The sequence below is a fragment of the Mesorhizobium sp. M1004 genome, assembly GCF_040318795.1.
In the GTDB taxonomy this organism is placed as follows: Bacteria; Pseudomonadota; Alphaproteobacteria; order Rhizobiales; family Rhizobiaceae; genus Mesorhizobium.
Genome location: NZ_JAMYNB010000003.1, coordinates 75664 through 89410, shown reverse-complemented (window position 1 = coordinate 89410; position 13747 = coordinate 75664). Strand labels below are relative to the sequence as shown.

At 63.0% G+C, this 13747-nt stretch carries 16 protein-coding genes and 1 pseudogene; 6 read left to right on the top strand and 11 right to left on the bottom strand.

Going from position 1 to position 13747, the window contains the following annotated elements:
- Positions 1-7: 7 nt before the first annotated feature.
- The 3 genes from tolR to ybgC all read right to left on the bottom strand — a co-directional run bounded on the left by tolR (position 8) and on the right by ybgC (position 1986).
- Positions 8-460: a protein TolR gene (gene tolR, locus NKH54_RS07345; protein ID WP_023673843.1), complete on the bottom strand. Its 453-nt coding sequence runs from the start codon at positions 458-460 to the stop codon at positions 8-10.
- 32 nt (positions 461-492) lie between these two features.
- Positions 493-1203 (bottom strand): protein TolQ, encoded by a 711-nt coding sequence (tolQ, locus tag NKH54_RS07340; RefSeq protein ID WP_023673844.1) that lies wholly within the window; start codon positions 1201-1203, stop codon positions 493-495.
- A gap of 312 nt (positions 1204-1515) precedes the next feature.
- Complete coding sequence (ybgC, locus tag NKH54_RS07335) at positions 1516-1986, bottom strand: tol-pal system-associated acyl-CoA thioesterase (RefSeq protein ID WP_023711978.1); 471 nt, start codon at positions 1984-1986, stop codon at positions 1516-1518.
- 65 nt (positions 1987-2051) lie between these two features.
- Here ybgC and NKH54_RS07330 point away from each other — a divergent pair, with 65 nt between their 5' ends.
- The gene (locus NKH54_RS07330; RefSeq protein WP_023711979.1) at positions 2052-3302 is read left to right on the top strand and encodes a glycoside hydrolase family 5 protein; all 1251 of its coding nucleotides are present in this window, start codon (positions 2052-2054) and stop codon (positions 3300-3302) included.
- 144 nt (positions 3303-3446) lie between these two features.
- On the opposite strand, the pseudogene NKH54_RS07325 reads toward NKH54_RS07330, so the two are convergent.
- The 6 genes and pseudogenes from NKH54_RS07325 to NKH54_RS07300 all read right to left on the bottom strand — a co-directional run bounded on the left by NKH54_RS07325 (position 3447) and on the right by NKH54_RS07300 (position 8054).
- A pseudogene (locus tag NKH54_RS07325) lies at positions 3447-4338 on the bottom strand (metallophosphoesterase).
- Between the two features lie 134 nt (positions 4339-4472).
- On the bottom strand, positions 4473-5510 hold the full coding sequence (gene ruvB, locus NKH54_RS07320; RefSeq protein WP_352911242.1) for a Holliday junction branch migration DNA helicase RuvB: 1038 nt from the start codon (positions 5508-5510) through the stop codon (positions 4473-4475).
- 43 nt (positions 5511-5553) lie between these two features.
- The gene (ruvA, locus tag NKH54_RS07315; protein ID WP_023668770.1) at positions 5554-6174 is read right to left on the bottom strand and encodes a Holliday junction branch migration protein RuvA; all 621 of its coding nucleotides are present in this window, start codon (positions 6172-6174) and stop codon (positions 5554-5556) included.
- Between the two features lie 10 nt (positions 6175-6184).
- Positions 6185-6691, bottom strand: a complete 507-nt coding sequence (ruvC, locus tag NKH54_RS07310) for a crossover junction endodeoxyribonuclease RuvC (protein ID WP_023668769.1) — start codon at positions 6689-6691, stop codon at positions 6185-6187.
- Positions 6692-6757: 66 nt separating this feature from the next.
- Positions 6758-7288: a protease adaptor protein RcdA gene (gene rcdA / locus NKH54_RS07305; protein WP_023668768.1), complete on the bottom strand. Its 531-nt coding sequence runs from the start codon at positions 7286-7288 to the stop codon at positions 6758-6760.
- A 385-nt stretch (positions 7289-7673) separates the two neighbouring features.
- The gene (locus tag NKH54_RS07300; RefSeq protein ID WP_023668767.1) at positions 7674-8054 is read right to left on the bottom strand and encodes a hypothetical protein; all 381 of its coding nucleotides are present in this window, start codon (positions 8052-8054) and stop codon (positions 7674-7676) included.
- A 311-nt stretch (positions 8055-8365) separates the two neighbouring features.
- Here NKH54_RS07300 and NKH54_RS07295 point away from each other — a divergent pair, with 311 nt between their 5' ends.
- On the top strand, positions 8366-8917 hold the full coding sequence (locus NKH54_RS07295) for a DUF2269 family protein (RefSeq protein ID WP_023694595.1): 552 nt from the start codon (positions 8366-8368) through the stop codon (positions 8915-8917).
- Between the two features lie 7 nt (positions 8918-8924).
- On the opposite strand, the gene NKH54_RS07290 is transcribed toward NKH54_RS07295, so the two are convergent.
- Positions 8925-9695 (bottom strand): sulfite exporter TauE/SafE family protein, encoded by a 771-nt coding sequence (locus tag NKH54_RS07290; protein WP_023668765.1) that lies wholly within the window; start codon positions 9693-9695, stop codon positions 8925-8927.
- A 208-nt stretch (positions 9696-9903) separates the two neighbouring features.
- Between NKH54_RS07290 and NKH54_RS07285 the strand changes: the two genes are divergently transcribed.
- A complete protein-coding gene (locus tag NKH54_RS07285) occupies positions 9904-10401 on the top strand; it encodes a GNAT family N-acetyltransferase (protein ID WP_352911244.1) in 498 nt (165 codons plus the stop codon).
- On the opposite strand, the gene NKH54_RS07280 is transcribed toward NKH54_RS07285, so the two are convergent.
- Positions 10358-10795: an Lrp/AsnC family transcriptional regulator gene (locus NKH54_RS07280; protein WP_023704892.1), complete on the bottom strand. Its 438-nt coding sequence runs from the start codon at positions 10793-10795 to the stop codon at positions 10358-10360. The two genes, NKH54_RS07285 and NKH54_RS07280, sit on opposite strands and share 44 nt — an antisense overlap.
- Before the next feature lie 129 nt (positions 10796-10924).
- Here NKH54_RS07280 and NKH54_RS07275 point away from each other — a divergent pair, with 129 nt between their 5' ends.
- The 3 genes from NKH54_RS07275 to NKH54_RS07265 all read left to right on the top strand — a co-directional run bounded on the left by NKH54_RS07275 (position 10925) and on the right by NKH54_RS07265 (position 13743).
- Entirely contained in the window at positions 10925-11842 is a 918-nt protein-coding gene (locus NKH54_RS07275) for a DMT family transporter (protein WP_352911247.1), read from the top strand.
- 142 nt (positions 11843-11984) lie between these two features.
- Positions 11985-12632 carry a thiamine phosphate synthase gene (locus tag NKH54_RS07270; RefSeq protein WP_352741537.1) on the top strand — a complete coding sequence of 216 codons (648 nt, stop codon included), beginning with the start codon at positions 11985-11987 and terminating at the stop codon, positions 12630-12632.
- A gap of 46 nt (positions 12633-12678) precedes the next feature.
- Positions 12679-13743: a tetratricopeptide repeat protein gene (locus NKH54_RS07265; protein ID WP_352765346.1), complete on the top strand. Its 1065-nt coding sequence runs from the start codon at positions 12679-12681 to the stop codon at positions 13741-13743.
- Positions 13744-13747: the final 4 nt, after the last annotated feature.

The window sequence follows — 13747 nt, the reverse complement described above, 5'->3', positions numbered from 1 at the left end:
CGTGCGTCTACTGATCCTGTTGCTGCAGTGAAATCAGGCCGATATTCTTGTAGCCGGCGGCCTGGATGAGGGCCATGACCTCCATCGCGGCGCCATAGTTGGTCGCCTTGTCGCCGCGGATGAAGATGCGCTCTTCGTAGCCGGTCTTGGAAATCGCCTGCAGTTTGGCGACCAGCTCTTCCCTTGGGATTTCGGTCTCCTGCAGGAAAATCTTGCCAGCCGCGTCGATCGAAACGGTGATCGGCTGGGTGTCGGCGTTCATAGCCTTGGCCTTCGTCTCCGGCAGGTCGACCGGCACTCCGACCGTCAACATAGGTGCGGCGACCATGAAGATGATCAAGAGCACCAGCATCACGTCGACCATCGGCGTGACGTTGATTTCCGACATTAATGCATGGTGGCGGCCGCGCCGCCTGTGTCCGCGCCCGCCGCGTCCTGCCATGCCAACCGACATACCCATCTTCTTACCTCAGCCCTTAGGCGCTACTTACCTCAGCCCTTAGGCGCTACTTTTTCATCGATTTGGCGCGAGAGTATGGCGGAGAACTCATCCGAGAACCCTTCCATCCGCACCGCGATCTTGTTCGCGTCGGATGACAGCTTGTTGTAGGCGATAACCGCCGGTATGGCGGCGAGAAGACCGATGGCCGTCGCCAGCAGCGCTTCGGCAATGCCGGGTGCAACAACCGCGAGACTGGTGTTCTTCGAACCGGCAATCGCCTGGAACGAGGTCATGATGCCGATGACGGTGCCGAACAGGCCGATGAAGGGTGCAGCCGAACCGGTGGTGGCGAGAAAGCCGAGACGGCCCTCCAGCTTCTCCATCTCGCGCGTCAACGCCAGGTCCATCGCCTTGTCGATGCGGGTCTGCAGGCCGAGCGGCGATTTGGCCCCCTTCTCGAAGCTCTTCTTCCATTCGCGCATGGCGGCGACGAAGATCGCACCCATGCCCGTGGTCTTCCGGTCGGCAAGCGTGCGATAGAGCTCTTCCAGCGACTGCCCCGACCAGAACACCTGTTCGAAGCGATTGAGCGACAGACGCATGCGGGCATAGCTGACCAGCTTGTCGACGATGATCGCCCAGGTCCAGACCGAGGCGCAGAGCAGACCGATCATGACCAGCTTGACCACCCAGCTGGCCTGTGTGAACAGCGCCCAAATCGACAATTGCGCTGCCGGATCGGCGAGTGCGGTAGTTTCCATGCTTCAGTCCTTAAGATTTTCCGGGCATCGCTGGCGGCTGGCCCATGGGCATCCCTTGTGGTCCGTTCGCGCTTGGCTTCCGGATTAACCCCAAAATGCACCGTTGGCGGCCTTTTCAGGGCAAATATTGGTGAAAGGAAGGCGCGCGGATTCTTCCAATCTTCACCGATCTCTTCATGAACCGTTATGGTTAAGGATGGGTTAGGAAATATGGCGCGGCGCATTGCCGCGCCCAGCGACGCCGCAGGCCGTCCATCCACAATCGAATGCGCTGCCGATTGGCCGCTCGTTGCCGGCCGCCAGACCTTGATATCAGCTTGCTCTCGGTAGAAAGGCCGCGATCCATTCTTTCGGAAAGCGTTTCGGCCTGCCGTTCTCGCCGATGATCGCTGCCTCGACCTTTGCCTCGACCAGCACCTCTGTCCCGCGTTTCAATTGCTGCGCCATGACGATGCGGGCGCCGGAAATATCCTGCGTTGATGTGTCGATGGTCAGGATATCGTCCATGCGGGCAGGTGCACGGAAGTCGATCTCCATGCGCCGCACCACCCAGACGATCCTCTCGCCGTGCTTACCTTGGTGAAGTTCGGTGTGGTGGACGCCGGCCAGCCTGAGATAGTCCGAGCGGCCGCGCTCGAAGAATTCCAGATAGCGGGCGTGATAGACCACGCCGGAGAAATCGGTGTCGGCATAATAGACCCGCGCCATCAGCCGATGGCCGAATTCCATCAGCGCGCCCGAAAGCCCGGCAGCGAGTGCCGCCGATTCACCATGATCGTCCATCGCGCTTTCCTTTTTGCCCCCGGCGGGGCACCTGTCTTGCCAAAATCACCAGCGCAGCAAACCGGATGGCACTGTTGACGGCGATGATCAAGACCGTGATGGCAGCGCTGCTGGTGCTGGCGGCGTCTGCGCTGCCCGGCCATGCCGCGAGCTTTTCGATCAAGCGCGGCCTCAACCTCGACCAGTGGACGACCTGGGTCGGGGAAGACAAATGGAACGACCGACAAGCCATCCTGCCCTATCCGGAATGGCGCAAGTTTCTCCACGAGGATGACCTCAAGGCGCTGAAGGCCGCCGGTTTCGACTTCCTGCGCATGCCAGTCGATCCCTCGCCGTTCATGTCGGACCAGACGCTGGCGCTGCGCGACGATCTTTACGCCAGCGTGCGGGACTCGGCCCGCATGATCAACCGCGCCGGTCTGAAAGTGATCGTCGACATGCACCTGATCCCCGCCGGCGGCGGCCGCGAGATCGGCATGGGCCAGGTCATGGACGATCCCGCCACCTTCGACGCCTATGTCGAGGTCATCCGCAAAATTGCGCGCACGCTGGCCTCCGAGGACCCGGCGCAGGTCGCCTTCGAGCCGATGAACGAGCCGATCGTCGACTGCGACAGCGATGGCACCAGCCTCTGGCCGGAGCGTCAGCAGAAGCTGTTCGCGGCCGCGCGCGCCTCGGCTACCAGGCTGACGCTGATCCTGACCGGCGCCTGCTATTCCAACGCGGCCTCGCTGGTCAGGATCGATCCGAAGACCATCCCCGACGACAACATCATCTGGACCTTCCACTCCTACGACCCGTTCGTGCTGACCCATCAGGGCGCGACCTGGGCCGGCGATTTCATTCCCTATGTCACCGGCCTGCCCTATCCGCTGACCGCGGTGCCGCGCGCCGAGCTCGATGCGACGCTGGATGCGATCCGCGCCAAGATAAAAGCCGAGGCGCCGTGGACCAGACGGAACGGCCTGCTCGCCTATCTCGATGAACAAGTCGCCAGCATGGACACGGGCGAAAAGCTGCTCGGCGTCATGGATGCGCCGTTCGAAAAGGTCGAGGCCTGGGCGAAGGCCAACGCCATCAAGCCGGAAAACATCACACTTGGCGAGTTCGGCATGGTCCGCCAGGAGTATGGCAATGCCTATGTGATGCCGCCCAAATACCGCGCCGCCTATGTCAAGGACATGATCGCGCGCGCCGAGGCGCATGGTTTCTCATGGTCGGTGTGGAGTTTTGGCGGCGCCTTCGGCATCGTCGACGCTTTCAACGGCGAAAAGGCCGAACCCGCCGTGATGGATGCGATCCGCTCGCTCCATTAGCCCTAGGGCATGTCGAGATTCAGGTCAGGCCGAGTCGAAAATGAGGGGTCCGAAAACCGGAACGGAGCGGACTTTGGTCCGTGACTACCGGAAGCGCAGGAACACCTCATTTGCAGGCCGGCATCACCTGAATACCGGCATGCTCTAACCGAGGTCGATCTGTAGTATTTCCGGCCGCATGCCGAAGCGCACCGGTGCGATGCTGAAGCCGAGCCCGCCTGACACGATCAAATTGCGGTCATTCTCGACGACATGGCCATAGGCGAAACGGTTGCCGAAGCGGGACGGAACCACCGGTGAATAGCCGAACAGCCTGACCTGCCCGCCATGTGTGTGGCCCGACAGCGTCAGCGAAACCCGCCCCGGCACTTTCGGGAAAATATCCGGCTCATGCGCGAGCAGGATGACGGGCGCCTGGTCGATGATCTTGGCCAGCGTGCCGTCGAGATCGTCCAGGCCTTCAAATCTGTCGCGGCCTGCGGCCTTGTTCGGTAACAGGGCCAGCTGGTCGGCGAGTCCGGCGATCCAGAAGCCGTATCCATTCTTTTCCAGACGCACAGCGTCGTTCTCCAGAACCGAGATGCCGGCCCTTGCGCGCCACAGTCGGCCCCGCTCCGGCCTGCTGCGCGAAAGGATCGTGCCACCAATCGTGATTGCCGAGGATCGACAGGACACCAAGCGGCGCCTTCAGTCCTGACAAGGCCGTCGCCCATTCATGGGCTTCCATCCGGTGCATCAGCAGGGACATGCCTGAGATATAGTCGCCGAGCAGTACGATCAGATCGGGCTGCAGCACGTTCGCACCCTCGACGAGCGAAGCGATCCGCTCAGGCGTCATCCAGGGGCGGCAGGCGTGAATATCGGCAAGTGCTACAACGCGCAGCTTCAAGCCCGCCGGCCAATGCGGCGGCGTCAGCTGGTAGCGCTTCACATGCGTCAACAGCATCGGCTCTATGCCGACCGCATAGGCACTGAGCGACGCCAGCGAGAGGAACGAACCCCCGACGAATTTCAGGAACCCGCGTCTGGTGATCACTTTTCTGGCTCCGACCTTGATCGGAGCAGTTCGCGCCGACATTGCGACGCCCGATACAATCGAGGAATGCGCCTTCACGCTGGCAGGTTTGAGGAGATTCTGCACAGAAATCCGTTCCGAAGAACAAATGTCCGTTACTCTTCCTGGAACAGGTTGATCTGCTGCTGTGCCAGATCCTTTGGCGCGTCGAGGCCGAGATGGCGCCAGGCATTGGCGGTCAGCACGCGGCCGCGTGGCGTGCGTTGGATGAAACCCTGCTGGATCAGATAGGGCTCGATAATGTCCTCGATGGCGTCGCGCGGCTCGGACAGGCCGGCGGCGATGGTTTCGATGCCGACCGGCCCACCACCGAAATTGCGCGCGATCATCGAGAGATAGCGGCGGTCGAGCGCGTCGAGGCCGAGCGCGTCGACCTCCAGCCGCGTCAGGGCTTCGTCGGCAACCTGCTTGTCGACGTGACCGTCGCCGGCAACGGAGGCAAAGTCGCGCACCCGGCGCAGCAGCCGGCCGGCGATGCGCGGCGTGCCGCGGGCGCGACGTGCGATCTCCAGCGCGCCATCGTCGCCAAGCGGCATTTGCAGGATGCGGGCGCCGCGCCGCACGATCTGCTCCAGTTCCTCGACAGAATAGAAATTGAGCCGCACCGGAATGCCGAAACGGTCGCGCAGCGGGTTGGTCAAAAGGCCGAGCCTGGTGGTGGCGGCGACGAGCGTGAAGCGGGCAAGATCGATCTTGACCGAGCGTGCCGCCGGACCTTCGCCGATGATCAGGTCGAGCTGGAAATCCTCCATCGCCGGATAGAGGATTTCCTCGACTGCCGGATTGAGCCGGTGGATCTCGTCGATGAACAGTACATCGCGGTCTTCCAGATTGGTGAGAAGTGCGGCGAGATCGCCGGCCTTGGCGATCACCGGACCGGAGGTCGAGCGGAAATTGACGCCGAGCTCGCGCGCCATGATCTGCGCCAGCGTTGTCTTGCCAAGCCCCGGCGGCCCGACGAACAGCACATGGTCAAGCGCCTCGCTGCGGCCCTTGGCGGCCTCGATGAAGATTTTGAGGTTGGCCCGCACCGCGGCTTGGCCGACGAAATCGGCGAGCGTCTGCGGCCGCAAGGTCTGCTCAGCATCCTCGCCGCGCTTTTCCGGGGCAATGAGGCGGGGTGAAAGGCTCATGCGGCCTTCCTCGCACAGGGCAAAGGACCGGACAAGCAATCACTCACCGCGCCAGTTCCTTCAGCCCGAAACGAATGAGCTTCGAGGCATCGGCGTCCTCGCCGGCCGTCTTCAGCGCCGCCGCGACAGCATTGGCTGCTGTGTCGCGCGAATAGCCGAGATTGACCAGCGCCGAGACGGCGTCGGTAATGGGCGCCGGCGCCACGCCTTCGCCGAGCTCCTGCTTAAGGCCGATGGTGCCGGAGGCGGTTCCGGCATAGGCCGGCGCCTTGTTCTTCAACTCGGTGACGATGCGCTCGGCCACCTTCTTGCCGACGCCGGGCGCGCGGCTGACCATGGCGATGTCGCGCAGCGCGATCGCATTGGCGAGGTCTGCCGGCGCCAGCGTCGACAGGATGGCCAGCGCCACCTTGGCGCCGACGCCTTGCACATTGCTCATCAACAGCCGGAACCATTCGCGCTCAAGCACCGACTGGAAACCGTAGAGCCGGATCATGTCCTCGCGCACATAGGTCTCGATGAACAGCACCACCGCCTCGCCGGGCGAAGGCAGCGCGGCCAGCGTGCGCGCCGAGCAATAGGCGACATAGCCGACGCCGTGCACATCGACGAGGCAGAAATCCTCCTCGATCTCGTCCAGCGTGCCTTTCAATTTGCCGATCATGCGTGATCCCTCATGCCAGCGCCATCCTGTAGGCGACGCTTTGCCGGTGATGCGCGTGGCAGATGGCGATAGCCAACGCGTCTGCGGCATGTTCGGTGTCGAAAACGGCTTTCGGCAACAGCACCTTTACCATCATGTGGATCTGCTTCTTGTCGCCATGGCCAACGCCGATCACCGCCTTTTTGACGGCATTGGGGGCATATTCGGCCACAACAAGGCCGGCGCGCGCCGGCACCAGCATGGCTATGCCGCGCGCCTGGCCGAGCTTCAGTGTCGCCACCGCATCCTTGTTGACGAAGGTTTGCTCGACGGCCGCTTCCTGGGGCATGGCCGCATGCAGGATCTCGGCCAGCCCGTCATGCAATTGGCAGAGCCGTGTCGCCAGCGCCGCCTTGTCGTCGGAGCGTACAGTGCCGGAGCTGATAAAGCGCAGCGAGTTGCCGAGGCTCTCGACGATGCCCCAGCCGGTGCGCCTCAGCCCCGGATCGATACCGATAATGCGAATCGCTTCCCTCATGCGCGAAGTCTACCTCCGGCGCACAGCGATGTCAGGGAAATGTGAACAAACCGGAAACGGAGGCGTTTAACCTCGAGCGAAAGCCGTGTTCAGCAGCGTGATCTGGTCGGAAACCGGATTGGCGCGGCGGGCGGCGGCAGGCGTCTCGGCAAACGCGCCGCCATAGATCTCTTCGTCCATGCGGCGCACCAGCGCCTGCAGGCGCAGCGAGCGGGTGACGAGGTCGAGGAAATCCTTCGGCAGTTCGCCCCAGCCGACCGCTTCGTCATGCGCCGAGGCGGTGTCGAGACGCACCTTGGATTTTTCCGAAGCGACCTGGTCGCGGGTCATCTCGCCGGAATTTGCCGCCCGCTGCAAAAGCAGCCAGGAGGCGACTTGCATCAACCTTGTGGTCAGCCGCATCGATTCGGCCGCATAGAGCGTCGCCGCCAGCCTGGACAGCTTCTTGGCCTCGGCCCGGCCCTTGCCGTCAAGATACTCGGCTGCCTGTTCGACCAGGCCCATGCCTTCCTGGTAGAGCGGTTTGAAGGATTGGGAGAAAACCCGGCGTTCCGCCAGCTTGATGGTTTTCGCGATGCCCTTCGAAGGCTCGTTCATCGATACGCCCCTGCACTGCCCCGTCGGCTGATTCGGCTTCTCGCCGTCACGCCGGCACCCTAGATGACTGAAGCTTGAAAATGCGCTTCGCCGCCGGCGAAGGCAAGCACATGTTTAACAAACGGTTAACGCCTGCGCAGGGGCGCCAAGCGGACCAAAAGCAGACAAAAAAAGAGCCGCGGATAAGGCGGCTCTCAGGAGTTTAACAGGGAGGCGTCAAACGAAGTGGCTCCAACCACTCGGTAAGAATCCAGATCACTGGATGGACATAGTAAACACCTGTAAAGCTTAATGAACCCTTAACGGCGCGGATATTTCTTGATCGACCGCTGCCCTTCTGTGCCGTATCAGCACAACGGTGCCCTAAGCCTGATCGTCGGCTTGTTCATGCCTTCTTCCACACAGCCGGCAAGGAAATGAAGGCGAACAGCAGCATTGCCGCATAAAACCCCATCGAGGAGGAAGCCAGCACCGGCTCGATCTCCGGATGGCCGGCAAGTTCAAAGTAAAGCCCAATCATCAGTGCGATGCCGCAGATTGCCGTCAGCCAGAAATGCACGACGGCAATCGTCTTTTGCCCGACCGCTGGAAACAGGTGGTAGAAGAAGGCAAACACCGCCGACATCAGCCAGCCCGCCACCATGGTGTGCGCGTGGGTCGGCATCTGCCCATGGTCATTGGAGATCGCCATATGCAGGCCGAGCGCCATGCCGCACAGGGAATAGATGACGGCCAGGGTGAAGAAATTTCGTGCTACGCCTTGCATGGGATACCCTCGTTGGTTGTTGCAGACTTGGTCCGACCGCGCGCGGCCAAAATGGAGCGTCGGTCGCGAGCGGCTTAGTCCCCGCAGGTTTCAGGATCATGCCGCGAAACCAGCCAATGCCGACACGGCGTCTATCCGGCAAATGCCGGGTATTGTGCGGGCTGGCGGTAAAATCCGGCGACGGCGCCACCGCAACAAGCCGGCACCCACGCGGCATCTTCTGGATACATGTACGGAGATAATCCGCCCTCCTTCGGAAGCAGACGCGCGATAGCAGCGTTTACCCCCGGAACGATGCACAAGGAGCGGCAATGGACTGGTATTCTCTCTTCAAATTCCTGCATGTCATGGCAGCGATCCTCTGGCTCGGCGGCGGTTTCGCCATGCTGCTGGTTTCGATACTCGCCGATCGCGACGGCGACGACGAGACGCTGATGGTCATGCTGAGAACGACGGACAAACTCGGCTTGCGTCTGTTCGTGCCGGCGTCTATCGCGACCCTGGCTTCTGGTCTGGTGCTGACTTCGCTATGGACCGGCTTCTCCGACCTTTGGGTCGTCATCGGCCTTTGCGGCTACGCCGCCGCGTTTCTGACCGGTATCCTCGTGCTGAAGCCTTCGTTCGAAAAGCTTGCCACAATGCTTGCCGCGGACGGCATGACCCCGGCTGCCATAGCGTTTGGGCGCCGCATGATACGGATCGTCAAGTTCGATTTCGTCATCATGATCGTCGTCGTCGCCGACATGGTGCTGAAGCCGACCGCGCACGACATCGCCACTCTCGGCGCCATGGCGGTCGTGGTCGTTGGTGGTGCATCGCTGACCTTTGCGAGCGCCCCGCGAACCAAACCGGCAGCCGCCTGAGCGGGATTTAGAGCAGGCCGGCGATCCCGTCCCAAAGCAGCTTGACCGCGACCACGGCCACGGTCGCGTAGGTGAAGGGATAAAAAATCTCCGGCCGCATGCGCCGCACCAGCCAGGCGCCGGCGATGGTGGCCAGCGGCGCCAGCGGCATCAGCACGGCCGACGCCGTCAGGTTGGCGGTGTCGAACTGGCCAAGCGCGAAGTAGGGGATCAGCTTCAGCGCGTTGGTGGCGGCAAAGAAGATCGCCGATGTCCCCGACAGCACCTTCGGATCGAGCCGGATCGGCAGCGCATAGACCTGGAAGGGGGGCCCGCCGACATGGGCGACGAAGCTGGTGAAGCCGGCGACGGTGCCCCAGAAGGCGGCGGCGATGCGGTTGGGCGCCGCCGCATGGTCGGAACCGTGGCGGAACTGGAGATAGAGCCAGCGCAGCACGAAGATCAGCGCGACAGCGCCGACGATCAGCCGCACCATCTCTTCGGTTACGAGCGCTGCCGTCAGCCAGCCGAGCCCAATGCCGATCACCGCGCCCGGCATCATGTCGACCAGCATCTTTCTGTCGTAGACGCCCCACCACGTCCACACCGAAACGATGTCCATCAGGCACAGGATCGGCAGCAGGATGGCCGCCGCCTGCACCGGCGGCATGGCCAGCGCCATCAAAGGCACGCCAACGAAGCCTACAGCGCCGCCGAAGCCGCCTTTCGACAGCCCGACAAGTATCACCGCCGGAATGGCGGCGGCATAAAACCACGGATCGGCGAGCAGACCTGACATGAGCTGAAAATGGCTGGAGGGAAGACGGTTGCCCTGCAATAGCCCAGAATCCCTTGCGCCGCGACCGGGAAAATGCCGGGCCGGGTCGATCAACTGTGCGTAAAGCGACGGTTCCGGATTTGCGGCAAGATCGCCGCCGATGCATAAGGGCGCCGTCCCCGCTGCATCAGGTTTTGGCCCCAGGTTTTTGACCCCCAGGTTTTTGACAATGAGCGAACCCCACATCCGCCGCGCCGAAGCGGCCGACCTGTCTGCCATCGTAGTCATGCTCGCCGACGATCCGCTTGGCCGCAGCCGCGAGGATGCCACCGAACCACTCGCCAAGGCCTATCGCGACGCCTTTGCCGCCATCGACGCCGACCCCAACCAGTTTCTTGCCGTGATGACGGATAGCGGCCGCGTCATCGGCACGTTGCAGATCAGCTATCTCGCCGGGCTGTCGCTGCAGGGCGCCTTGCGCGGCCAGATCGAGGCTGTGCGCGTCGTCGCAGACCGCCGCGGCGAACGGCTGGGACAGCGTCTGCTGGAATGGGCGATCGAACAGTGCCATGAACGCGGCTGCAAGATTGTCCAGCTGACCACCAACAAGAGCCGCCAGGACGCGCATCGCTTCTATGACCGGCTCGGCTTCAAGGCCAGCCACATCGGCTACAAGCTGGAGCTTAATTCAGTGGCGGCGGACGGCGCCGGATCGGCTGCGCCTTGATGATGGCGGTGCTAGTCTCCGCCTTGTCGGCGATGCGGTCGAGAAGCTTGTCGAGCTCGCCGATGGAGCGCACGTAGAGCCGGGCCACGAAACAGTCGTCGCCGGTGACCTTGTCGCATTCGCCGAATTCCGGGATCTCCTCGATCAGCTTCTGGACGATATGCAGCTTGCCCGGCAGTGGCCGCACCCGCACGATCGCCTGCAACGGAAACCCCAGCGCTTCCGGGTCGATCTCGATGGTGAAGGCGCGGATGACGCCGCGTTCCTCGAGCCGCCGCAGCCGTTCCGAGACGCTCGGCGACGACAGCCCGACCTGCTGCGCCAGATCCTTCAACGAAGTCCGCGAATCCAGGATCAGGATGTCGAGAAGCTTTCTGTCCAACTCGTCCAGCATTTTCATCTCCTCGCAAAAGGGCAGCGCGCGCCTTATTAAATAAGGTGTTGTCCCCTTATCACCTTTCATAAGGCATATAAACCCTCAAGACGGCATGAGATTATGGCCTCAACAGATAGAGGTATTGTCATGGACAACACGGTACGCGGCACGATCGAGATGACGGCGGCGATGACGATCGTCGGCACGATCGGCTGGTTTGTCGTCATGTCGGGCCAGCCCGTCATGGACGTGGTGTTCTGGCGCTGCGCTTTCGGAGCGGTGGCGCTGCTGATCACCTGCGCGGCACTCGGACTGCTGCGCGGCAGTCTGACGCTGCGCATTGTTGCCATCGCCGCTCTTGGCGGCGCGGCCATTGTCATCAACTGGCTGTTGCTGTTCAGCGCCTTCTCCCGCGCCTCGATCTCGATTGCCACGGCGGTCTACAACACGCAGCCCTTCATGCTGGTCGGCTTCGGCGCGCTGTTCTTCGGCGAGCGGCTGACCCTGGCCAAGCTGACCTGGCTCGGCATCGCCTTCGCCGGCATGCTGCTGATCGTGCAGACAGGGCCCGATGCGGGTGTCGGTTCCGGCATAACCGGCACAGATTATGTCATCGGCATCGTCATGGCGCTCGGAGCGGCCTTCTTCTGGGCTGTCGCGGCAATCGTCGCCAAGAAGCTCAAGGGCACCCCGCCGCATCTGATCGCGCTGATCCAGGTCTGCGTCGGCGTCGTCATGCTGGCGCCCTTCGCCAACCTCTCGCATTTGCCCGCCGATGCCTGGAGCTGGGCCATGCTGGCCACGCTTGGCGTCGTTCACACCGGCCTGGTGTACGTATTGATGTACGCCGCCATCCAAAAACTGCCGACGCATCTCCAGGGGTCACTGTCCTTCATCTATCCTGTCGTTGCGATCCTGGTCGATGTGATGGCCTTCGGCCACCGGCTGCATCCGGCCCAGCTCGTCGGCGCAGCCGCGATCCTGATCGCCGCCGCCGGCATGAATCTCGGCTGGACTTTGTGGAGGGCCAAATCGCCGGCCGAAAGCCCGCAAGCCGTCAAATGAGCCGCAGAGCGTCGGCTCGCCGGCGATCGTAAACCAAAGCCAGCGCATCGTTCCCCGCCCGCCTGTTCAAGGCGGGCGCTTTGTTCTATGCCGCAATGCAACCATCTTCGCCCGGCATAGGCGAAACCCGGGATCGAAAGCCATGAACGACGCAACACCCCCCAACCGCTGCCGCATCGTGCTGATCGCACCCAAGGACGCTCCGGCGCAGCGCATTGCGGCTGCCTTCGACGGCGGTGATATCGCTTCGCTGATCCTGCCTGAGAGCGGCATGGACGAGGCTGCCTTCCAGGCCTTTGCAGAACAGATCGTACCGGCCGCGCAAGCGGCCGGCATCGCCGTCATCATCGCCGGCGATACCCGCATTGCCGGCCGTGTCCAGGCCGACGGCATTCATGTCGAGGTTTCCAAGGACGCGCTCGCCGAGACCATCGAACACTTCCAGGGCAAGATGATGGTCGGCGCCGGTGGCGCCAAGACGCGCGACGACGCGCTGGAACTCGGCGAAACCAGACCCGACTACATCTTCTTCGGCCGCTTCGGCTACGACAACAAGCCGGAACCGCATCCGCGCAACCTGTCGCTCGGGCAATGGTGGGCGGACGTGATTGAGATCCCTTGCATTGTCATGGCCGGTTCCGCCATCGCCTCGGTAGAAGCGGTGGCCGCCACTGGCGCCGAGTTCGTGGCGCTGTCCAGCGCCGTCTTTGCCGAAGGCGCCGATCCGAAGGCGGCGATTGCCGCCGCCAATGCGCTGCTCGACCAAACCGCGCCGCGCTTCGAGGGCTGACGTGCGCCGACATGGACTTCCTCTCGCGGTTCTCGTTGCGGCCTTGATGAGCGGGGCAGCGATCGCGGCGGAGACCGTTCCGCTGCCGCAGCCGAGGCCGGACACCAGCGCGCCCGCCCTCAGCGTGCCGGATGCGATCGCTCCCGATGCGGGTGCTCCAAAAGCCGGTGCCACGGATTCCGGCGTCCATATCGACAAGCCGATCGACACCCCGCTGCCGCAGCCGGCGACAACCGCGCCGCTGCCGTCGGCCGACGCGATCAACCCCGAACGTTTCGGCGCCAAGCCGGCGGACCCCGCCTATGGCGCTTTCCAGCGCGGCCTTTACAAGACGGCCTACAATCTGGCGTTGGTGCGGGCTCAGAATGGCGACCCGGCGGCGCAAACGCTGGTGGCCGAGATCCTGTCGCGCGGGTTGGGCGTGCCGCTCAACCCAGCGGAAGCCGCCAAATGGTATGCGCAGGCCGCCGAGCAGGGGATTCCTGAATCGCAGTTCCAGTATGCGCTGATGCTGCTCGACGGCCGCTACGTCAAGAAGGACGAGAAGGGAGCTTATGCGCTGATGCAGGCCGCCGCCGAGGCCGGCAACCGGCTGGCGCAGTTCAACTTCGCGCAATTGCTCGTGCAGCAGGATCCGGGCGATGCCGGCATCGCCAGGGCTGTGCCTTATTATGAGCGTGCCGCGGCGACAGGGCTTGCCGACGCCCAGTATGCGATGGCGCAGGTCTATGCCAATGGCGTCGGCGGCAAGACCCGCGACGATGGAAAGGCCCGCAGCTTGCTGGCACAGGCTGCCAGGCAGAACTACGACACCGCGCAGATCGATCTTGCCGCCTGGATGATCGAGGGCCGGGGCGGTGTTCGCGACCTGAAATCCGGCTTCAACTGGATGAAGCAGGCAGCTGAAGGCGGCAATGTCGCTGCCCAGAACCGGTTGGCAAAGCTCTATATGGGCGGCATCGGAACCGACCCCGACCTGATCCTGGCCGGGGCCTGGTATGTGGTCGCCCGCCGCGCCGGCCTTATCGATCCGGAGATGGACGATTTCCTGCAAGGGCTGACCGACGATCAGACAAAGCAAGCCTTGCAGAAGGCCAACCGCCTGCCCTGACACG

What these genes read in the sequence shown, in the direction of transcription:
- NKH54_RS07280 (WP_023704892.1), bottom strand. Translation starts at nt 10,795, where the DNA reads ATGCTGGACGAGTTGGACAGAAAGCTTCTCGACATCCTGATCCTGGAT.
- ybgC (WP_023711978.1), bottom strand. Translation starts at nt 1,986, where the DNA reads ATGGACGATCATGGTGAATCGGCGGCACTCGCTGCCGGGCTTTCGGGC.
- NKH54_RS07275 (WP_352911247.1), top strand. Translation starts at nt 10,925, where the DNA reads ATGGACAACACGGTACGCGGCACGATCGAGATGACGGCGGCGATGACG.
- ruvB (WP_352911242.1), bottom strand. Translation starts at nt 5,510, where the DNA reads ATGAGCCTTTCACCCCGCCTCATTGCCCCGGAAAAGCGCGGCGAGGAT.
- ruvC (WP_023668769.1), bottom strand. Translation starts at nt 6,691, where the DNA reads ATGAGGGAAGCGATTCGCATTATCGGTATCGATCCGGGGCTGAGGCGC.
- NKH54_RS07290 (WP_023668765.1), bottom strand. Translation starts at nt 9,695, where the DNA reads ATGTCAGGTCTGCTCGCCGATCCGTGGTTTTATGCCGCCGCCATTCCG.
- NKH54_RS07300 (WP_023668767.1), bottom strand. Translation starts at nt 8,054, where the DNA reads ATGCAAGGCGTAGCACGAAATTTCTTCACCCTGGCCGTCATCTATTCC.
- rcdA (WP_023668768.1), bottom strand. Translation starts at nt 7,288, where the DNA reads ATGAACGAGCCTTCGAAGGGCATCGCGAAAACCATCAAGCTGGCGGAA.
- NKH54_RS07265 (WP_352765346.1), top strand. Translation starts at nt 12,679, where the DNA reads ATGAGCGGGGCAGCGATCGCGGCGGAGACCGTTCCGCTGCCGCAGCCG.
- ruvA (WP_023668770.1), bottom strand. Translation starts at nt 6,174, where the DNA reads ATGATCGGCAAATTGAAAGGCACGCTGGACGAGATCGAGGAGGATTTC.
- tolR (WP_023673843.1), bottom strand. Translation starts at nt 460, where the DNA reads ATGGGTATGTCGGTTGGCATGGCAGGACGCGGCGGGCGCGGACACAGG.
- NKH54_RS07270 (WP_352741537.1), top strand. Translation starts at nt 11,985, where the DNA reads ATGAACGACGCAACACCCCCCAACCGCTGCCGCATCGTGCTGATCGCA.
- NKH54_RS07285 (WP_352911244.1), top strand. Translation starts at nt 9,904, where the DNA reads ATGAGCGAACCCCACATCCGCCGCGCCGAAGCGGCCGACCTGTCTGCC.
- NKH54_RS07295 (WP_023694595.1), top strand. Translation starts at nt 8,366, where the DNA reads ATGGACTGGTATTCTCTCTTCAAATTCCTGCATGTCATGGCAGCGATC.
- NKH54_RS07330 (WP_023711979.1), top strand. Translation starts at nt 2,052, where the DNA reads ATGGCACTGTTGACGGCGATGATCAAGACCGTGATGGCAGCGCTGCTG.
- tolQ (WP_023673844.1), bottom strand. Translation starts at nt 1,203, where the DNA reads ATGGAAACTACCGCACTCGCCGATCCGGCAGCGCAATTGTCGATTTGG.